Raw genomic sequence first — 15,994 nt, forward strand, 5'->3', positions numbered from 1 at the left:
GCAGCATGTCCCCATCCTCGCCCACGGCCCGCCAGATTCTCGATACCGCCCTCGACCTCGCCGACTACTGCGGCTGGGAGCGTCTGCGCCTGTTCGACGTCGCCGCCCGGCTGGAGATCGACCTGGCCGCCATCGCCCGCCACTACCCGCAGAAGGACGACCTGGTGGAGGCCTGGTTCGACCTCGCCGACCAGGCGCTGCTGACCCGCAGCCATGCCTCCGACCTGCTCGAGCTGCCGGCCGGCAAGCGCCTGGAAGAACTGCTGATCGCCTGGCTGAACGCCCTCGCCCCGCACCGCTCGGTCACTGGGCAGATGCTGCTGTACAAGCTGGAGCCTGGGCACGTGCACCTGCAGGTGCTCGGCCTGTTGCGCATCAGTCGCACCGTGCAGTGGTGGCGCGAAGCGGCACGGCGCGATAACAGCCATCTCGCCCGCATCCTCGAAGAAAGCGCGCTGACCGCCGCCTACCTGCGCACCGTCGTGCATTGGCTGCGCCACCCGCAGGAACCCGAAGCCGACCTGCGCGCCCTGCTGCGTCGGCAACTGCGCTGCGGCCCGCTGGGCATGCTGCTGCGCGCCGCCTGAGTGCCAGGCAAAAAGCGGAAACAGTCTGCCGCTGGCCATCGCCGTTCGCCCTGTGCACCATGGCGCGCGCATACAACCCAGTGGAGTCACTCGCCATGCAACGTTTTCTCAGTCTCGTCCTGGCCCTGTGCCTGGGCCTGACCCTCAGCCTCGATGCCAATGCCAAGCGCTTCGGTGGCGGCAAGAGCTTCGGCTCCACCCCCAGCCACCAGACCCGCCAGGCCCCGCGCGCCGACAGCACGGCGCCCAGCAACACCGCCACCGCAGCGACCCCTGGCCGCGCACCGGCCGCCAGCGGCGCCTCGCGCTGGCTCGGCCCGCTGGCCGGCATCGCCGCTGGCGGCCTGCTGGCCTCCATGCTGTTCGGCGACGGCTTCGAAGGCCTGCAACTGCTCGACATGCTGATCTTCGGCCTGATCGCCTTCCTGCTCTTCAAGCTGTTCATGGCGCGCCGCCAACAGGCGCAACCGGCCATGGCCGGCCATGCGCCCTACCAGCGCGAAATGCCGCAGCCAGCCGCCCCGCTGTTCGGTAGCGCTGTCCCGGCCGCCAAGCCGGTGATCGACGCGCCGGCCTGGTTCGACGAGCAGCGCTTCCTCGGCGCCGCCCGCGAGCACTTCCTGGCCCTGCAGCAGCACTGGGACGCCAACGAGATGGACAAGATCGCCGAATTCGTCACTCCGCAACTGCTCGACTTCCTCAAGCAGGAGCGTGCCAGCCTCGGCGATGGCTACCAGTCCACCTACATCGACAACCTCGAGGTACAGCTGGACGGCATCGACGACCAAACCGAGCTGACCGTCGCCACCGTCACCTTCGGCGGCCTGGCCAAGACCTCGCGCTTCGACCAGGGCGAAGCCTTCAGCGAAAGCTGGCGCATGGAACGTGCCCAAGGCGACAACCAGCCTTGGCTGATCGCGGGGATCCGGCAGAACGGCTGAGTCCACTCGCGGCTGCGAATTGAACCCGGGTTGTCCCGGGTTTTTGCGTTTCTCGGGAAGGACATTTTTGGTACCGGGCTGGCAAGTTGTCGCTTGCTCGTTGTGTCCGATGATCCGCGCGCAGGCTGATTTCCGCGTGTCAGTGATGCTTCAGACGTCAGCACAGCGCGAAAAGTGGCCAGCACACCAACCAACCGGCAGCAGCCCTAACACACCGTTGCCAATCCAGTCTCAAGACCCGCAAAGAGCCATTTTTACCCCACACCTTGCCAAACAACCGCCGGTCCGTTTGTTGCCAAGCTGCGCATGGCGATACCGCCGGAAGCCGGGCTACTGTATAAGCGCGCATTTCTCTGGGGAGGGGCCTGTCGTGGAAGAAGTCATCGAACAACTGCGTGAACTCAACGAACCAGTGCCGGTGCCGTTGGAGCTGCCGGACGAAGAGCTGCTGGTGGAGATCGAAGAGCAGTTGCTGATCAACCTGCCTTTCGAGCTGCGGGAGTTCCTGCTCAAGGTCAGCGATGTGGTCTACGGCCGGCTGGAGCCGGTGACGGTGACCGACCCGCAATCCCATACCTACCTGCCGGAGGTGGCCGCCACTGCCTGGGACCTGGGCGTGCCGCGGGACCTGGTGCCGATCTGCGAGGATCGTGGCGACTACTACTGCGTCGACCTGGAGGGCGAGGTGCTGCTCTGGTCCGGTGAAGAGGGCGAGATGACCGACGAAAGCTGGGATTCGGTCTGGCACTGGGCCAGGGACGTCTGGCTGGAAAGCTGATCCTACGGAGCGTCTTCCAGGCTCAGTAGATTGAGCAGGAACTGGCCGAAGTAGCGCAGGTCCTGCTCCATCGCCGCACGCGCGGCCTTGCCGTCGCCGGCCTCCAGCGCGCGCAGGCAGTCCTCGTGGAAGTCGTTGAGTCTCAACGACAGGTCGGCCTCGGTGAACAGCCGATTGAAGAACGGGCCGACCTGCAGCCACAGCGTCTCGATCATGCGCAGCAGCACCGGGTTGGCGCAAGCGCCATACAGATCGAGGTGGAAGCGGCTGTTGGCATGCAGGTACGCTTCGACGTCGCGACGCTCCAGAGCCGCCTCCATGCGTTCGACGCCGGCGCGCAACTCAGTCATCTGCCGCGCGTCCAGGCGCCCGGCGGCGCCTTCCACCGCCAAGCCTTCGAGGGCCAGGCGCACATCCAGCAACTGCTGGAAGCGCTCGCGGGTCATCGGCGGCACCCGTACCGAGCGCTGCGGCTCGCCCTCCAATGCTCCCTCGGCGACCAGGCGCTGCAACGCGGCGCGCACCGGCATCGGGCTGGTGCCCCAGGTCGCCGCCAGGTCACGAATCTTCAAACGCTCGCCGGGTTGAAACCGGCCCTGCAACAGGGCTTCGCAAATGCGTTGGTACAGCTGCGCCTGCAAGTTGTCCCGTTGATCGCTCATGGGTTCGGCTACCTCTCCGTCGCATCCCAGCCTGCCTGCCAGGCACTAATGCTGCTGTTTGTGATCACATTCTACGGGCATATCGGCATAAATCCCACCATTGCTAGCCCTATTGACAGATATGTGATCACAAAATCATGATGTGTTGAAAATCAAACGAGGTGTTCGACATGACAACCAGCGGCATCGCCGAAAGCGCCGTGGAAACGCTCGCCGCCCGCGAACGGGCGCGCTTCATCGAAACCCATCCGAACTCCGTCGCCCTTGCCGAGCGGGCCCGCCATTCGCTGTTCGGCGGCGTGCCGATGCACTGGATGAGCGACTGGTCGACGCCTTGCCCGCTGTTCGTCAGCCATGCCGAAGGCGCGCGTTTCCACGACGTGGACGGGCATGCCTACCTCGACTTCTGCCTGGGTGACACCGGTGCCATGTTCGGCCATTCGCCGGCCCCCATTGCCCGCGCCATCGCCGAGCAGGCCGGCAACGGCCTGACCACCATGCTGCCCGGCGAGGACGCGGTGGTGGCCGGCGAGCTGCTCGCCGAGCGCTTCGGCCTGCCCTATTGGCAGGTGGCGACCACCGCCACCGACGCCAACCGCTTCGTGCTGCGCTGGGCGCGGGCGATCACCGGACGCAACGTGGTGCTGGTGTTCGACGGCTGCTACCACGGCACCGTCGACGACACCCTGGTGCGCCATCGCGAGGGCCGCACCCTGCACCGCCCAGGCCTGCTCGGCCAGGCCCAGGACCTGACCCGCTACAGCCGCGCCATTCCCTTCAACGACCTGGCTGCGCTGGAAACCGCGCTGGCCCAGGGCGACGTGGCGGCCGTGCTCTGCGAGCCGGCGATGACCAACATCGGCATGGTGCTGCCCGAGCCCGGCTTCCACCAGCGCCTGCGCGAGCTGACCCGCGCCTGCGGCACGCTGCTGATCATCGACGAAACCCACACCATCTCCACCGGCCCCGGCGGCTGCACCCGCGCCTGGGGGTTGGAGCCAGACTTCCTCACCCTCGGCAAGCCCATCGCCGGCGGCGTGCCCTGCTCGGTCTACGGCTGCACGGCGGAGATGGCCCAGGCCATGCAGCTGGCCCGCAAGCACGCCAGCGAGCACGGCGAAGGCCACGGCCACAGCGGCATGGGCACCACCCTGTCGGCCAACGCCCTGGCCATGCACTGCATGCGCGCCAACCTCGGCGAGGTGATGACCGAGCAGGCCTACGCGCACATGCTGCCGCTGGCCACGCGCCTGGCCGAGGGCCTGCGCCGGCTGATCCGCTTGCACGGACTGGCCTGGTCGGTGACCGAGTTGGGCGCACGCTGCGAATTCCAGTTCTGCGCCGAGTCGCCGAAGACCGGCGCCGAGGCCGAAGCGGCGTTCCACGACAGCCTGCAGATGGCCCTGCATCTGTATCTGATCAACCGCGGCATCCTGATCACCCCGTTCCACAACATGACCCTGTGCTGCCCGGCCACCAGCGAGGCCGACATCGACCGGCTGATCGCCACGCTCGACCAGGGCCTGGGCGAGCTGCTGGCGATTCCCGGCGCCAGGCTCATCTAACCCACACGAGAATTCCCATGCGATTCGCCAACCCGCAAGAAGCCGAAACCTTCCTCGCCCAGTACCCGGATGTGAAGAGCTTCGAGCTGTTCATCATCGACCCCAACGGCGTGCCGCGCGGCAAGCTGCTGCGCCGCGAGGAGCTGCTGGCGATCTATCGCCACGGCCGGCCGCTGCCCAGCACCATCCTCGGTCTGAGCATCAACGGCGAAGACGTCGAAGACACCGGCCTGGTCTGGGAAGTGGGCGATGCCGACTGCTGGTCCTTTCCGCTGCCCGGCAGCCTGGCGCTGCAACCCTGGCGCCGCTCGCCCACCGCGCAGTTGCAGGTGAGCATGCACCCGAGCCAGGGAATGCCGGCCACCGTGGCCGACCCGCGGCACGTGCTGGCTCGGGTGATCGACGGCCTGAAGGCCGACGGCTACCACCCAGTGATGGCCGCCGAACTGGAGTTCTACCTGCTCGACTGCGAGCGCGGCGAAAACGGCCGGCCGCTGCCCGCGCGGCAGATGAATGGCCAGCGACCGCAGGCCACGCAGGTCTATGGCATCTATGAGCTGGAGCAGTTGCAGGCGTTCCTCGACGACCTCTACGCCGCCTGCGAGGCCCAGGGCCTGCCGGCGCGCACGGCGATTTCCGAGTACGCCCCGGGTCAGGTGGAGATCACCCTGGAACACCGCTTCGATGCGCTACAGGCGATGGACGAGGCGGTGCGCTACAAGCGCCTGGTCAAGGGCGTGGCCAACGCCCACGGGTTGCAGGCCTGCTTCATGGCCAAGCCGTTCGGCGACCTGGCCGGCAATGGCCTGCACATGCACGTCAGCCTGGCCGACGAGCAGGGCAACAACCTCTACGCCAGCGAGGCGCCGGAGGGCACGCCGCTGCTCAGGCATTCGGTGGCCGGCATGCTCGCCACACTGCTCGACGGCCTGGCGATCTTCTGCCCCCACGCCAACTCGTTCCGCCGCTTCCAGGCCAACAGCTACGCACCGCTGGCGCCGACCTGGGGCATCAACAACCGCACCGTCTCCCTGCGCGTGCCCGGCGGGCCGGCACCCAGCCGACACATCGAGCATCGCATCTGCGGCGCCGACGCCAATCCTTACCTCGCCGCCGCCGCGCTGCTGGCCGGCATTCACCACGGCATCCGCCAGCGACTCGACCCCGGCGCGCCCATCGAAGGCAACGGCTACGCCCAGGCCCGCGAACAGCTGCCGACCGACTGGCTTACCGCACTCCGGGCTCTGGAACGCTCCGAATGGGCCCGCGAGGCGCTGGGCGAGGACTTCCTCAGGGTCTACCTGGCGATCAAGCAGGAGGAATACCGCCAGTTCATGGGCGAGGTCGGCGAGCAGGACTGGCGCTGGTACCTGACCCAGGCGTGAAGTGCCCGACCAGCATCCCAGCGGCCCGAACGCCTCCTGGGCCCCGGCCTGCGCCGGGGTGACGGGTTCGAAACGCGGTGCGAGCGGGTGACGCTGCTATCGCCTGGCTGGACGGCGCACCAGCGTCCGGGATGCTTCGTCATGCCGGCGCAGGCCGGTATCCAGACGCGGGCTCGCCGATGCCTTGACCCCGTGCGCCTGGGCCCCGGCCTGCGCCGGGGCGACGGGTTTAAAGCGCGGTGCGAGCGGGTGACGCTGCTATCGCCTGGCTGGGCGGCGCACCAGCGTCCAGGATGCTTCGTCATGCCGGCGCAGGCCGGTATCCAGAAGCAGGCTCGCCGGTGCCTTGAACTCCGGGCGCCGGGGCGACGGGCTGGGTAGATGTGCAGTGAGCGGGGAACACGGCGGGGCTGTTTGCCGGCTTCGGTTTACAGGGCAAATCGGCGCATAGGCGAATCCCTCGTCGCATAACCTCCAAGCCCGTCATACCGACGAAGGTCGGTATCCAGTTGCCGACTCGGTATTGCCTGCAACCACCGAGCCTGCGGCCCGCGCCGGCCGAGTGCTTTTCCCTTCGGCCCCCGCCCGCCGGCCCCATGCCGTCATTGCTCAGGTGTGTTGCTCACCTTGATGTAGCTGCCGGCGATGGTGGCGCCGGCGCCGCCATAGTTCTGGCAATCCTCCGCGAAGCGCTCCAGCACCCGCATGTCTGGCCCCGACCGCAGCAGGTCGACCGGACAGGTCACCGCCAGGCCGGCGTCCCGCAGATGGAAGTAAGCGCCCCGGCCCTCGAGCGTGCCCTCCAACCCGCCGATCGCCGCCGGGCCGTACTGTTCGACGTTGAAGCCGGGGCGCACCGGGAAGAACGCCGCCCGCAGGCGGCCATCCGCTTCGCGCCGGATATCCAGCGTGCTCCAGATGGCCTGGCCGACATAGTGCAGGTAGTGCCCTTCCGGCGTGTCGGCCAGCGGCGCGAGCTGCGCCGCGTCCATTACCTGGCCGAGGTTATGACGAGTCGCCGCCCCCTCAAATCCGGCAGCCAGCGCCACTTCCAGCCAGGCACGGGCCATTTCCGGCTGCCCGGCGCGCAAGGTCGCCAGCATCAAGTTGTTCAGCGCCAGTTCCCGTGCCGAGGAAGAGCCATTCTCCCGCTCGGCATAGCGCAACTGGCGCTCGAACAGTTCGATGGCCTCGGCATGGCGCCCGGCCTGGTAGGCGGCCGTGCCGAGCTGATTGCAGCGCGCCGGGCTGTCGCAACGCGTCGGCTCGGCGGCGGTACACAGGCCGGAGAAAAGGATCGTCAGAAGCAGGCAGATACGCATCGGGAAAATTCTCATCAAGGGAAATGGGGCGATTTGCAGCCTCAGCGCTGCAACTGCTCCAGGCTCAGCCGCCGCAGCAGCTTGCCCGGCTCGCGCTCGACCGCCACCGTGCCGGCCACCGGGTCGATGCGGTAGGTCAGGTCGTAGAGCTGCACCGGCTGGCTCAGCGGATCGGCGCGGAAGGCGGCGAGGCATTCGCCGGTCGGCCAGCGCGCGGAAGGAAACAGCAGGCCGGGCAGTCCCTCGTGGGACAGACGCTTGCCCAAGGCCTGGGTGTAGGCGTCGTCGTTGGCCACCAGCGCGGGGTATTCCTCGGCCTTGCCGCGCAGGTCGACGAACAGGCCGGCGGCGTGCACCTGCCACACCTTGCGGTAGCGGGTCACCGAACGCTCTACCCCTTCGATGTCGCGCAGCATCTGAATCTGGTGGTAGCAGGTTTCGGCCAGCGCGCAGTCCTCGTCGAGGGCGCCGTACCAGACCCGCACGGTGCCGTCGCCATAGCGGCTGGCGACGCTGGTGTCGGCTTCGAACGGGTAGCCGATCGCCTCGCTGTAGGCCAGGCCGCGTTCGATCACACCCGGCGGCTGATTGCGCACGCGCATCTCGGCGGCGTTGGCCACCTCCTGGGCCCGGGCATCGTCGACCAGGTCGTCGAACAGGTTGGCCGAGGCCCGCAGGGAAACGATGTTGCGGTACACCGGCCCGGCGAAGTCGCAATTGCGATCGAGCAGTACCATCAGCGGCCCCGTTGGAAATCGATCAGCCGGGCCACCCGGGCGATGCCCAGCAGGCCGTCGCCGACCATCACTTCCAGCGGCGTCGCACCGTCCAGCGCGCGGTTGCGCCGGTGCACCCAGCTGAAACGCAGTTCTTCGTCCTCGGGGAACAGCAGGCGCAGGCCCTTGTGGATGCCAAGCAGGTAGCCAGCGCGGTCGAGGGTATCGCGGCTGGCCGGCAAGGCACGTTCGCCGGCACGGTACTTGGGTAGTTGGGTGCGGCTCTTCGGGCTCATGCCGAGCAGCTGCATCTGCACCTCGGTATCCAACCGCCAGCGCTCGAACAGCGCGGCGACCACGCGAGCCAAGTCGCGGCGGGCTGCCTCTCCGGCCAGTTCGACGGCGGCCGAGTGGGGGGCGGCGACGGTCATGTCAGGTCTCCATCCGTTGTTATATCTTCAGTATCGGTAGATGAAACATCATATGCAAGCGCAAGCGGCTCCCTTTCGCGTGCGCTTCGCCACCCACGGTCTTGCTATGGTCGCGCCCACCGGAAACCATCCCGGCGCTGGACTATGGTTGCTCCATATCCCGAAGAAGATGCCGCTATGGAACCCGGAAACGCCCACCTGTCGATGACCGTGTTGATGACGCCGGACATGGCCAACTTCGCCGGCAACGTGCATGGCGGCACGCTGCTCAAGTACTTGGACGAAGTGGCCTACGCCTGTGCCAGCCGCTATGCCGGCAGCTACGTGGTGACCCTGTCGGTGGACCAGGTGATCTTCCGCGAGCCGATCCACGTCGGCGAACTGGTGACCTTCCTCGCCTCGGTCAACTACACCGGCCGCACCTCGATGGAGATCGGCATCAAGGTAGTCACCGAGAACATTCGCGAACGCGCCATGCGCCACACCAACAGTTGCTTCTTCACCATGGTGGCGGTGGACGACGAGCGCCAGCCGATCCCGGTGCCGCCGCGCCAACCGCAGACCGCCGACGAAAAACGCCGCTTCGCCCAGGCCCAGCAGCGCCGGCAGATTCGCCAGGAGCTGGAGCAGCGCTACCGGGAACTGAAAGGCGAGGTACCGGGCTAGGCGCTGCGGGAACCCGTCGCGCCGGTCGGTTTACAGGCAGCGGCTGCCTTTGTGCTCGGGCAGCGGGCCGGTGTAGCAGAGCTGGCCGGTCGTGGCCTTCCAGAACGGCGGCACGCCGGGCTGGTAAGGGTTGTCGGCATCGGCCAGGGCGGCGAGCTGCGCGCTGCTCGGCGCACTGTCGGCCGGCAACTGCGGCAGCAGGTTGAGCAGCTTGAGCTTGGCGTCCAGGTCGTGCAGCCGGCCGATGTAGGTGTTGAAGTCAGGGCCGGAGATATTCAGCAGCACCGAGCCCACGTAATTGCGCCACTGCATGTCGGGCTTCCGCTGCGGCGTGTCGCTCAGCAACCGTTCCCGGAACGCCGCCGGCGACAGCTGCGACCGCTCGGCCAGCGTCTGGAAGGGAGGTAGCAAGCGGTTGATGGTCATCTGCGGCTTGTAGACCAAGCGCAGGGCCGCGTAGCCCAGCCGCTCCCGACCAAGCGCACCCGCCGCCTCATTGGCCCGCAACCCGGCGAACAGCGCTGCGCCGCCACCGAACTCGCGCACAAAGGCTGCTTGCATGGAGCGCTCCGCCGGATTCAGCGGTGCCATTGGCTGCGGAGCCGGGATCAGGCCGCGGCGATAGAGCTGCGCCAGCCAGTCGAGGTCCTGATCCAGCAGGCTGGCCATCAGTATTTTCAGGACCAGATGATCGGCTACGGCCAGTTGCCGGCGCAGCGCCGCGACATCCGCTTCGAGCAGCGCCAGCGCCGCCTGGCCATCGCCGGCCTTCGCCAGGCGCAGGGCTTCCAGCGCCTGCAGCCGGTTGCCGCGCAGCAGGTAGCTGAACGGCGGTAGCGGTTCGTAGTAGCTCGGTTCGGTCAGGGTCGCGTAGTCGTGCAGTTGCAGGAAGTACCGGTACCGCTTCAGCAACTCCTGCTGCTCGGCCGTCAACGGTTCCGGCTCGCGGGCGATCAGGCCAGGCAGGCAGTCCTGCTGTTCCTTGGCGCAGAAGGCCGGCCCCTGCGGCAGTGCCAGCACCTCCGGCGGTGCCGGAGCGAAGTGCTCGCCATCGCCATGCTCCGCCACCCAGTACCGGTAAGTCTCGAGGCGCGACTTACCCAGCGCGGCCGGTTCCTGCCCCAAGGACGCATCCAGGCCGTTGAGGAACAGATAGGCGGCACTTCGATCCGGACGTGCCTCCAACTGCTGCAACCAGCTCTGCACCTCCGGGCTCGGCGCCTCGTCGCGCAACCAGGCGTAACTGCCCGCCACCAGCGCCGCCACGGCGGCGACGGCGATATAGCGCTTCTTCATGGTGATTTCCTATCGTGGGGCGGGCCTGGTCATCTTTCGGAAAGCGGCTTGCACCCGCTCACTCATGGCCGATATAGAACAGCAGCTCGCGACGCTGCGGGTGGTCCTTGAGCCAGGCGCGAACCTCGTCGGCACGCTGGACCGCCTCCTCCCCGGCCAGCCGGGCGAAGCGTTGCCGCCGCGCCTCTTCGGAGGCCTGCTGGCGCACCTTGCGCTGCCAGGCATCGGTGAAGATCTGCGGCATCCTGTGGCTCAGTTCCAGCGCCTTGAGCAGTTGCCACTCGCCGCCATCGAGCCAGGCCTCGTCGCAGGTGCTGCACAGGTCCAGGCGATTGTGCGCGAGGCCGCTGATCTGGAACTTGGTCATCAGCTTGGCGCACTTCGGGCAGCCCAGGGCGGTCGCGCTCTCGCTGGCACTGACTTCGTCCAGGGTGGCCGGCGCGGCGTCTTCCGCCGGTGCGCTGCGCTCGGCCCAGTCGCGGTAATGCAGCAGCGACACCAGCGCGCCTTCGCACTTCGGGCAGCCGTGGGCAAGCACGCCTTCGTCCAGCTTGGTGGGCTTGAGTTCGATGTTCTTGCAGGCGGGGCACTTCATGGCGATCGTCCTTGTGGGGTGGCAGGCCAAACTAGACAAGAATGCCATCACCGGCAAGCCGATGCTGTGCTGCATCGCCCGAAGCGCAGCGCAAGGCCGGCGAATCCGCCAGCGGCATCCAGCGTGCGAAACCCGACACGCGTTCGGCACAGGCGTCTCAGCCGCACGGCGGGATCGGTTAAGCTGGGCGCCCCCCGTTGCCGGACCGATCCATGCTGACCCTGGGCGATGTGACGATATTCCTGCTGCTGGCCACTGCCGGCGCCTGGCTGTGGCATGCCCATGGCCTGCGCGAACGCGCCCTGGCGCTGGTCAAGCAGCACTGCACGAAGATGGACGTGGAGCTGCTCGACGGCGCCGTCGCCCTGCGCAGGCTCGGCCTGATGCGCGACGCCCAGGGCCGCCGGCGCCTGGCGCGGACCTACAACTTCGAATTCACCGTCACCGGCGAACAGCGGCATGCCGGCCGCATCGTGATGTTCGGCCGCCAGCTCGGCCATATCGAGCTGGACGCCCATCCCTTCCCCGGCAAGGCACCCCAGCAGGACGCGCAGATCATCCAGCTCGACCACTGGCGCCGCGAGCATCGCCGCCACGACGGCGAATAGTCCCCCGGCCCGACTTGCATGAATGCGACATGGCCGGCCAGCGGGCATGCGCACGGCGGTGCGGGCGGCTATCCTGCCCGGCACTCGGCACAATGGGGGTGCAACCATGCAGATTCGCAGCGATTTCGACAGCGGCAATATCCAGGTCCTGGACGCCAGCGATCCGAGCCAGATACGCCTGGCCATTCGCAAGGACTTTGCCAGCGACCACTTCCAGTGGTTCCACTTTCTCGCCGAAGGCCTGGTGCCCGGCCAACGCCACGGCTTCTCCCTGGTCAATGCGCCGCAATCCAGCTATGCCAGTGCCTGGAACGGCTACCAGGCGGTGGCCAGCTACGACGGCGAACACTGGTTCCGCGTGCTGACCCGCTATGACGACGATGGCCTGCACTTCGAGCTGCTGGCCGAGCAGCCATCGGCGCGCTTCGCCTATTTCGAACCCTACAGCCGTGCCCGCCATGCCCGCTTGCTGGTCCGGGCCCTGGCGCTTCCGAATGTCGAGCTGCTGGCTTGCGGCAGCAGCCTGCAGGGCCGCGAGCTGCCACTGTTGCATGTTCGCGGTAGCGCGAGCGCGCCGCGCAAGATCTGGCTGATCGCCCAGCAGCACCCCGGCGAGCACATGGGCGAGTGGTTCATGGAAGGGCTGATCGAGCGCCTTGGCCAGGACGACGCCGAGCTGCGCAGCCTGCTGGCGCAGGCCGACCTGTACCTGATGCCGTGCATGAACCCGGACGGCGCCTTTCTCGGCAACCTGCGCACCAACGCCGCCGGCCAGGACCTCAACCGCGCCTGGCTGGAGCCGTCCGCCGCGCGCAGCCCGGAAGTGCTGTTCGTCCAGCGGCAGATGGCGGCCATCGGCGTCGACTGCTTCCTCGATATCCACGGCGACGAGGAAGTTCCCCACGTGTTCACCGCCGGCTGCGAAGGCAACCCGGGCTTCACGCCGCGCCTGGATGCGCTGGAGCAGGAATTCCGCCAGCGCCTGATGGCCATCGGCGAATTCCAGGTGAAACACGGCTACCCGCGGGACGAACCCGGCCAGGCCAACCTGGCGCTGGCCTGCAACTGGGTCGGGCAGACCTACGATTGCCTGGCCTACACGGTGGAAATGCCGTTCAAGGACCACGACGATAATCCGCAGCCGCGCACCGGCTGGAACGGTGATCGCTCCAAGCGGCTGGCGCGGGACGTGCTCAGCGTGCTGGCGGCGATGGTCGGCACGCTGCGCTGAGCGCCGGCCTGACATGCAAAAGCCGCCCGAGGGCGGCTTGTTTTATCGAGCGACGAACTCAGCGACGGGCGCCGCGCACGCCCTCGGCCAGGCTCGCGCAGAGGTCGAGCACACCGTTCACCGCCTGTTCCGGCGATTGCGCCTTGGCGATCTGGTCGACCAGTGCCGAGCCCACCACCACGCCATCGGCCAGGCGGGCGATGGTTGCCGCGTGTTCCGGCGTGCGAATGCCGAAGCCGATGCTGATCGGCAGGTCGGTATGCCGGCGCAGGCGCGCGACTGCCTGCTCGACATGCTCGACGGTCGCCGAGCCGGCACCGGTCACCCCGGCCACCGAGACGTAGTAGACGAAGCCGGAGCTGCCGTCGAGGACCTTGGGCAGGCGCGCATCGTCGGTGGTCGGCGTGGTCAGGCGGATGAAATCCAGCCCGGCGGCCTGGGCCGGAGCGCAGAGGTCGACGTTGTGCTCCGGCGGCAGGTCCACCACGATCAGGCCGTCGACGCCGGCGTCCTTGGCATCGGCGATGAAGCGCGGCACGCCGTACTTGTGGATCGGGTTGAAGTAACCCATCAGCACCAGCGGGGTGCTCCGGTCGTCCTGGCGGAACTCGCGAACCATCTGCAGGGTCTTGGCCAGGTTCTGCTTGGCCGCCAGGGCGCGAATGTTGGCCAGCTGGATCGACGGGCCGTCGGCCATCGGGTCGGTGAACGGCATGCCCAGCTCGATCACGTCGGCGCCGGCTTTCGGCAGGCCCTTGAGGATCGCCAGGGAGGCGTCGTAGCCGGGGTCCCCGGCGGTGACGAAGGTCACCAGGGCGGCGCGGTTCTCTTGCTTCAGCTCGGCGAAGCGGCTCTGCAGGCGGCTCATATGTGTTCTTCCTGTTCGTCGTAGTGGTGCATGACGGTCTGCATGTCCTTGTCGCCGCGGCCGGACAGGTTGACCACCATCAGGTGATCCTTGGGCAGGGTCGGCGCGCGCTTGAAGACTTCGGCCAGCGCGTGGGCGCTTTCCAGGGCCGGGATGATGCCTTCCAGGCGACAGCACTTGTGAAAGGCGGCGAGCGCTTCCTTGTCGGTGATTGAGGTGTACTCGACGCGGCCGATGTCGTGCAGCCAGGCGTGTTCCGGGCCGATGCCCGGGTAGTCGAGGCCGGCGGAGATCGAATGGGCGTCGATGATCTGGCCGTCGTCGTCCTGCAGCAGGAAGGTGCGGTTGCCGTGCAGCACGCCGGGTACGCCGCCATTGAGGCTGGCGGCGTGCTGGCCGGTCTCGATGCCGTGGCCGGCGGCTTCGACGCCGACGATCTGTACCGACTTATCGTCGAGGAACGGGTGGAACAGGCCCATGGCGTTGGAGCCGCCGCCGATGCAGGCGACCAGGCTGTCGGGAAGGCGGCCCTCCTTCTCCTGCAGCTGCTCGCGGGTTTCCTTGCCGATCACCGCCTGGAAGTCGCGCACCATCGCCGGGTACGGGTGCGGGCCGGCAACGGTGCCGATCAGGTAGAAGGTGTTGTGCACGTTGGTCACCCAGTCGCGCAGCGCCTCGTTCATCGCGTCCTTGAGGGTGCCGGTGCCGGCGGTGACCGGGATCACGGTGGCGCCCAAGAGCTTCATGCGGAACACGTTGGCCTGCTGGCGATCGATGTCGGTGGTGCCCATGTAGATCACGCAGTCGAGGCCGAAGCGCGCGGCCACGGTGGCGGTGGCCACGCCATGCATGCCGGCGCCGGTCTCGGCGATGATGCGCTGCTTGCCCATGCGCCGCGCCAGCAGGATCTGGCCGATGCAGTTGTTGATCTTGTGCGCGCCGGTGTGATTGAGCTCTTCGCGCTTCAGATAGATCTTGGCGCCGCCGCAGTGTTCGGTCAGGCGCTCGGCGAAGTACAGCGGGCTCGGCCGGCCGACGTAGTCGCGCTGGAAGTACGCCAGCTCTTTGGCGAACTCGGGATCGGCCTTGGCCTTCTCGTATTCAGCGGCGAGGTCGTGGATCAGCGGCATCAGGGTCTCGGCGACGTACTGGCCGCCGAACTGGCCGAACAGGCCGGTGGCATCCGGGCCGGTGCGAAGTGAAGTCATGGCAGGGCTCCTGCTTTTGCCCCCCTCTCCCCGTGGGAGAGGGGCTGGGGGTGAGGGTTAACGGCGGGCCGGGCTGGGCAATGCCTCATCCGGCCTGCGGCCACCTTCTCCCGGTAGGAGAAGGACATGGCCGCCATTCTACCCCTGGCCGATCCGTCGAAAAGCGATTAGATTGCCTCTACCTGTCAGAAAAACTCACAGATTACATGAGCCGAGACCTACCCCCGCTAAATGCCCTGCGCGCCTTCGAGGCTGCCGCCCGCCTGGGCAGCGTAAGCCGAGCGGCCGAGGAGCTGCATGTCACTCACGGTGCGGTGAGCCGCCAGATCCGGACCCTTGAGGAGCAGCTCGGCGCGAGCCTGTTCGACAAGGATGGACGCGGCGTAAAACTCACCGATGCCGGCCTGCGCCTGCGCGATGCGGCCAGCGAGGCCTTCGCCCGCCTGCGCAGCACCTGTGCCGAGCTGCAGCGCCAGCAGGTGGACGCGCCCTTCGTGCTCGGCTGCCCTGGCAGCCTGCTGGCACGCTGGTTCATTCCGCGGCTGGACCGGCTCAATCGCGAACTGCCCGACCTGCATCTGCAACTGGCCACCAGCGAAGGCGAGCCGGACCCGCGGCGGCCGGGCCTGGACGCCGCCCTGCTGTTCGCCGAACCGCCCTGGCCGGCGGACATGCAGGTGCACGAGCTGGCGGTGGAGCGCATCGGCCCGGTGCTCAGCCCGCGCTATGGCCGCTATGCCGAGTTGGCCGGCGCGCCCGCCGCCGCGCTGCTCGGCGAGCCGCTGCTGCACACCACTTCGCGGCCGCAGGCCTGGCCGACCTGGGCCACGGGAGTCGCGCTGGCTGCCGGCCAGTTGAAGCTCGGCCAGGGCTTCGCCCATCTCTACTACCTGCTGGAAGCGGCGGTAGCCGGCCTCGGGGTGGCCATCGCCCCACAGCAACTGGTGGCCGACGACCTGGCCGCCGGCCGCCTGGCAGCGCCCTGGGGCTTCATCGAGACGCCGGCACGGCTGGCACTGTGGCTGCCGGTACGCGGCACCGACCGGCGCGGCGAACGCCTGGCGGCCTGGCTGAAGCAGGAGCTGCGCGGCACTCCACCCCAAGCCGCGTAGCAAACCGCGAAGGCAAAGGCAGG

At 67.8% G+C, this 15,994-nt stretch carries 17 protein-coding genes; 9 read left to right on the top strand and 8 right to left on the bottom strand.

Annotation, left to right across the window (positions count from 1 at the left end):
* Window positions 1-5: 5 nt before the first annotated feature.
* The 3 genes from ACWKV7_RS07255 (at window position 6) to ACWKV7_RS07265 (ending at window position 2,306) form a co-directional block, all read left to right on the top strand.
* Window positions 6-587 (top strand): TetR/AcrR family transcriptional regulator, encoded by a 582-nt coding sequence (locus tag ACWKV7_RS07255; protein WP_483856989.1) that lies wholly within the window; start codon window positions 6-8, stop codon window positions 585-587.
* Window positions 588-682: 95 nt separating this feature from the next.
* Window positions 683-1,528, top strand: coding sequence for a Tim44 domain-containing protein (locus ACWKV7_RS07260; protein ID WP_483856990.1), 846 nt, complete (start codon window positions 683-685; stop codon window positions 1,526-1,528).
* A 370-nt stretch (window positions 1,529-1,898) separates the two neighbouring features.
* Window positions 1,899-2,306: an SMI1/KNR4 family protein gene (locus ACWKV7_RS07265; RefSeq protein WP_483856991.1), complete on the top strand. Its 408-nt coding sequence runs from the start codon at window positions 1,899-1,901 to the stop codon at window positions 2,304-2,306.
* A 2-nt stretch (window positions 2,307-2,308) separates the two neighbouring features.
* On the opposite strand, the gene ACWKV7_RS07270 is transcribed toward ACWKV7_RS07265, so the two are convergent.
* Window positions 2,309-2,968, bottom strand: a complete 660-nt coding sequence (locus ACWKV7_RS07270; protein ID WP_483856992.1) for a GntR family transcriptional regulator — start codon at window positions 2,966-2,968, stop codon at window positions 2,309-2,311.
* A 170-nt stretch (window positions 2,969-3,138) separates the two neighbouring features.
* On the opposite strand from ACWKV7_RS07270, the gene ACWKV7_RS07275 reads away from it, so the two are divergent.
* A complete protein-coding gene (locus tag ACWKV7_RS07275; RefSeq protein ID WP_483856993.1) occupies window positions 3,139-4,533 on the top strand; it encodes an aspartate aminotransferase family protein in 1,395 nt (464 codons plus the stop codon).
* Window positions 4,534-4,550: 17 nt separating this feature from the next.
* A complete protein-coding gene (locus tag ACWKV7_RS07280; protein WP_483856994.1) occupies window positions 4,551-5,918 on the top strand; it encodes a glutamine synthetase family protein in 1,368 nt (455 codons plus the stop codon).
* A gap of 602 nt (window positions 5,919-6,520) precedes the next feature.
* Here ACWKV7_RS07280 and ACWKV7_RS07285 read toward each other — a convergent pair.
* The 3 genes from ACWKV7_RS07285 to ACWKV7_RS07295 are packed head-to-tail and all read right to left on the bottom strand — an operon-like array spanning window position 6,521 to window position 8,387.
* Window positions 6,521-7,240: a tetratricopeptide repeat protein gene (locus tag ACWKV7_RS07285; RefSeq protein WP_483856995.1), complete on the bottom strand. Its 720-nt coding sequence runs from the start codon at window positions 7,238-7,240 to the stop codon at window positions 6,521-6,523.
* Window positions 7,241-7,281: 41 nt separating this feature from the next.
* On the bottom strand, window positions 7,282-7,977 hold the full coding sequence (locus ACWKV7_RS07290; RefSeq protein WP_483856996.1) for an RES family NAD+ phosphorylase: 696 nt from the start codon (window positions 7,975-7,977) through the stop codon (window positions 7,282-7,284).
* Window positions 7,977-8,387, bottom strand: coding sequence for an MbcA/ParS/Xre antitoxin family protein (locus ACWKV7_RS07295; protein ID WP_483856997.1), 411 nt, complete (start codon window positions 8,385-8,387; stop codon window positions 7,977-7,979). Before ACWKV7_RS07295 ends, ACWKV7_RS07290 begins: the two co-directional genes overlap by 1 nt.
* A gap of 177 nt (window positions 8,388-8,564) precedes the next feature.
* On the opposite strand from ACWKV7_RS07295, the gene ACWKV7_RS07300 reads away from it, so the two are divergent.
* The gene (locus tag ACWKV7_RS07300; RefSeq protein WP_483856998.1) at window positions 8,565-9,053 is read left to right on the top strand and encodes an acyl-CoA thioesterase; all 489 of its coding nucleotides are present in this window, start codon (window positions 8,565-8,567) and stop codon (window positions 9,051-9,053) included.
* Window positions 9,054-9,083: 30 nt separating this feature from the next.
* Here ACWKV7_RS07300 and ACWKV7_RS07305 read toward each other — a convergent pair whose 3' ends face one another.
* Together ACWKV7_RS07305 and ACWKV7_RS07310 are read right to left on the bottom strand one after the other, a co-directional pair.
* Window positions 9,084-10,349, bottom strand: a complete 1,266-nt coding sequence (locus ACWKV7_RS07305) for a hypothetical protein (protein WP_483856999.1) — start codon at window positions 10,347-10,349, stop codon at window positions 9,084-9,086.
* A 58-nt stretch (window positions 10,350-10,407) separates the two neighbouring features.
* Window positions 10,408-10,944 (bottom strand): TFIIB-type zinc ribbon-containing protein, encoded by a 537-nt coding sequence (locus tag ACWKV7_RS07310; protein WP_483857000.1) that lies wholly within the window; start codon window positions 10,942-10,944, stop codon window positions 10,408-10,410.
* Window positions 10,945-11,156: 212 nt separating this feature from the next.
* On the opposite strand from ACWKV7_RS07310, the gene ACWKV7_RS07315 reads away from it, so the two are divergent.
* Entirely contained in the window at window positions 11,157-11,552 is a 396-nt protein-coding gene (locus ACWKV7_RS07315) for a DUF3301 domain-containing protein (protein WP_483857001.1), read from the top strand.
* A 106-nt stretch (window positions 11,553-11,658) separates the two neighbouring features.
* Window positions 11,659-12,783, top strand: a complete 1,125-nt coding sequence (locus ACWKV7_RS07320) for a M14 family metallopeptidase (RefSeq protein WP_483857002.1) — start codon at window positions 11,659-11,661, stop codon at window positions 12,781-12,783.
* Between the two features lie 58 nt (window positions 12,784-12,841).
* Here ACWKV7_RS07320 and trpA read toward each other — a convergent pair whose 3' ends face one another.
* Entirely contained in the window at window positions 12,842-13,651 is an 810-nt protein-coding gene (gene trpA, locus ACWKV7_RS07325) for a tryptophan synthase subunit alpha (RefSeq protein ID WP_483857003.1), read from the bottom strand.
* Complete coding sequence (gene trpB / locus ACWKV7_RS07330; protein WP_483857004.1) at window positions 13,648-14,859, bottom strand: tryptophan synthase subunit beta; 1,212 nt, start codon at window positions 14,857-14,859, stop codon at window positions 13,648-13,650. The genes trpA and trpB overlap by 4 nt, the downstream gene beginning before the upstream one ends.
* Window positions 14,860-15,065: 206 nt before the next feature.
* Here trpB and ACWKV7_RS07335 point away from each other — a divergent pair, with 206 nt between their 5' ends.
* Window positions 15,066-15,971, top strand: coding sequence for a LysR family transcriptional regulator (locus ACWKV7_RS07335; protein ID WP_483857005.1), 906 nt, complete (start codon window positions 15,066-15,068; stop codon window positions 15,969-15,971).
* The last annotated feature ends 23 nt before the right edge of the window (window positions 15,972-15,994 follow it).

The organism is Zestomonas ipomoeae (assembly GCF_057128665.1).

Bases quoted from the DNA above. Each gene is read 5' to 3' on its own strand.
- ACWKV7_RS07255 (WP_483856989.1), top strand. From the start codon at position 6: ATGTCCCCATCCTCGCCCACGGCCCGCCAGATTCTCGATACCGCCCTC.
- ACWKV7_RS07260 (WP_483856990.1), top strand. From the start codon at position 683: ATGCAACGTTTTCTCAGTCTCGTCCTGGCCCTGTGCCTGGGCCTGACC.
- ACWKV7_RS07270 (WP_483856992.1), bottom strand. From the start codon at position 2,968: ATGAGCGATCAACGGGACAACTTGCAGGCGCAGCTGTACCAACGCATT.
- ACWKV7_RS07275 (WP_483856993.1), top strand. From the start codon at position 3,139: ATGACAACCAGCGGCATCGCCGAAAGCGCCGTGGAAACGCTCGCCGCC.
- ACWKV7_RS07280 (WP_483856994.1), top strand. From the start codon at position 4,551: ATGCGATTCGCCAACCCGCAAGAAGCCGAAACCTTCCTCGCCCAGTAC.
- ACWKV7_RS07285 (WP_483856995.1), bottom strand. From the start codon at position 7,240: ATGCGTATCTGCCTGCTTCTGACGATCCTTTTCTCCGGCCTGTGTACC.
- ACWKV7_RS07290 (WP_483856996.1), bottom strand. From the start codon at position 7,977: ATGGTACTGCTCGATCGCAATTGCGACTTCGCCGGGCCGGTGTACCGC.
- ACWKV7_RS07295 (WP_483856997.1), bottom strand. From the start codon at position 8,387: ATGACCGTCGCCGCCCCCCACTCGGCCGCCGTCGAACTGGCCGGAGAG.
- ACWKV7_RS07300 (WP_483856998.1), top strand. From the start codon at position 8,565: ATGGAACCCGGAAACGCCCACCTGTCGATGACCGTGTTGATGACGCCG.
- ACWKV7_RS07305 (WP_483856999.1), bottom strand. From the start codon at position 10,349: ATGAAGAAGCGCTATATCGCCGTCGCCGCCGTGGCGGCGCTGGTGGCG.
- ACWKV7_RS07310 (WP_483857000.1), bottom strand. From the start codon at position 10,944: ATGAAGTGCCCCGCCTGCAAGAACATCGAACTCAAGCCCACCAAGCTG.
- ACWKV7_RS07315 (WP_483857001.1), top strand. From the start codon at position 11,157: ATGCTGACCCTGGGCGATGTGACGATATTCCTGCTGCTGGCCACTGCC.
- ACWKV7_RS07320 (WP_483857002.1), top strand. From the start codon at position 11,659: ATGCAGATTCGCAGCGATTTCGACAGCGGCAATATCCAGGTCCTGGAC.
- trpA (WP_483857003.1), bottom strand. From the start codon at position 13,651: ATGAGCCGCCTGCAGAGCCGCTTCGCCGAGCTGAAGCAAGAGAACCGC.
- trpB (WP_483857004.1), bottom strand. From the start codon at position 14,859: ATGACTTCACTTCGCACCGGCCCGGATGCCACCGGCCTGTTCGGCCAG.
- ACWKV7_RS07335 (WP_483857005.1), top strand. From the start codon at position 15,066: ATGAGCCGAGACCTACCCCCGCTAAATGCCCTGCGCGCCTTCGAGGCT.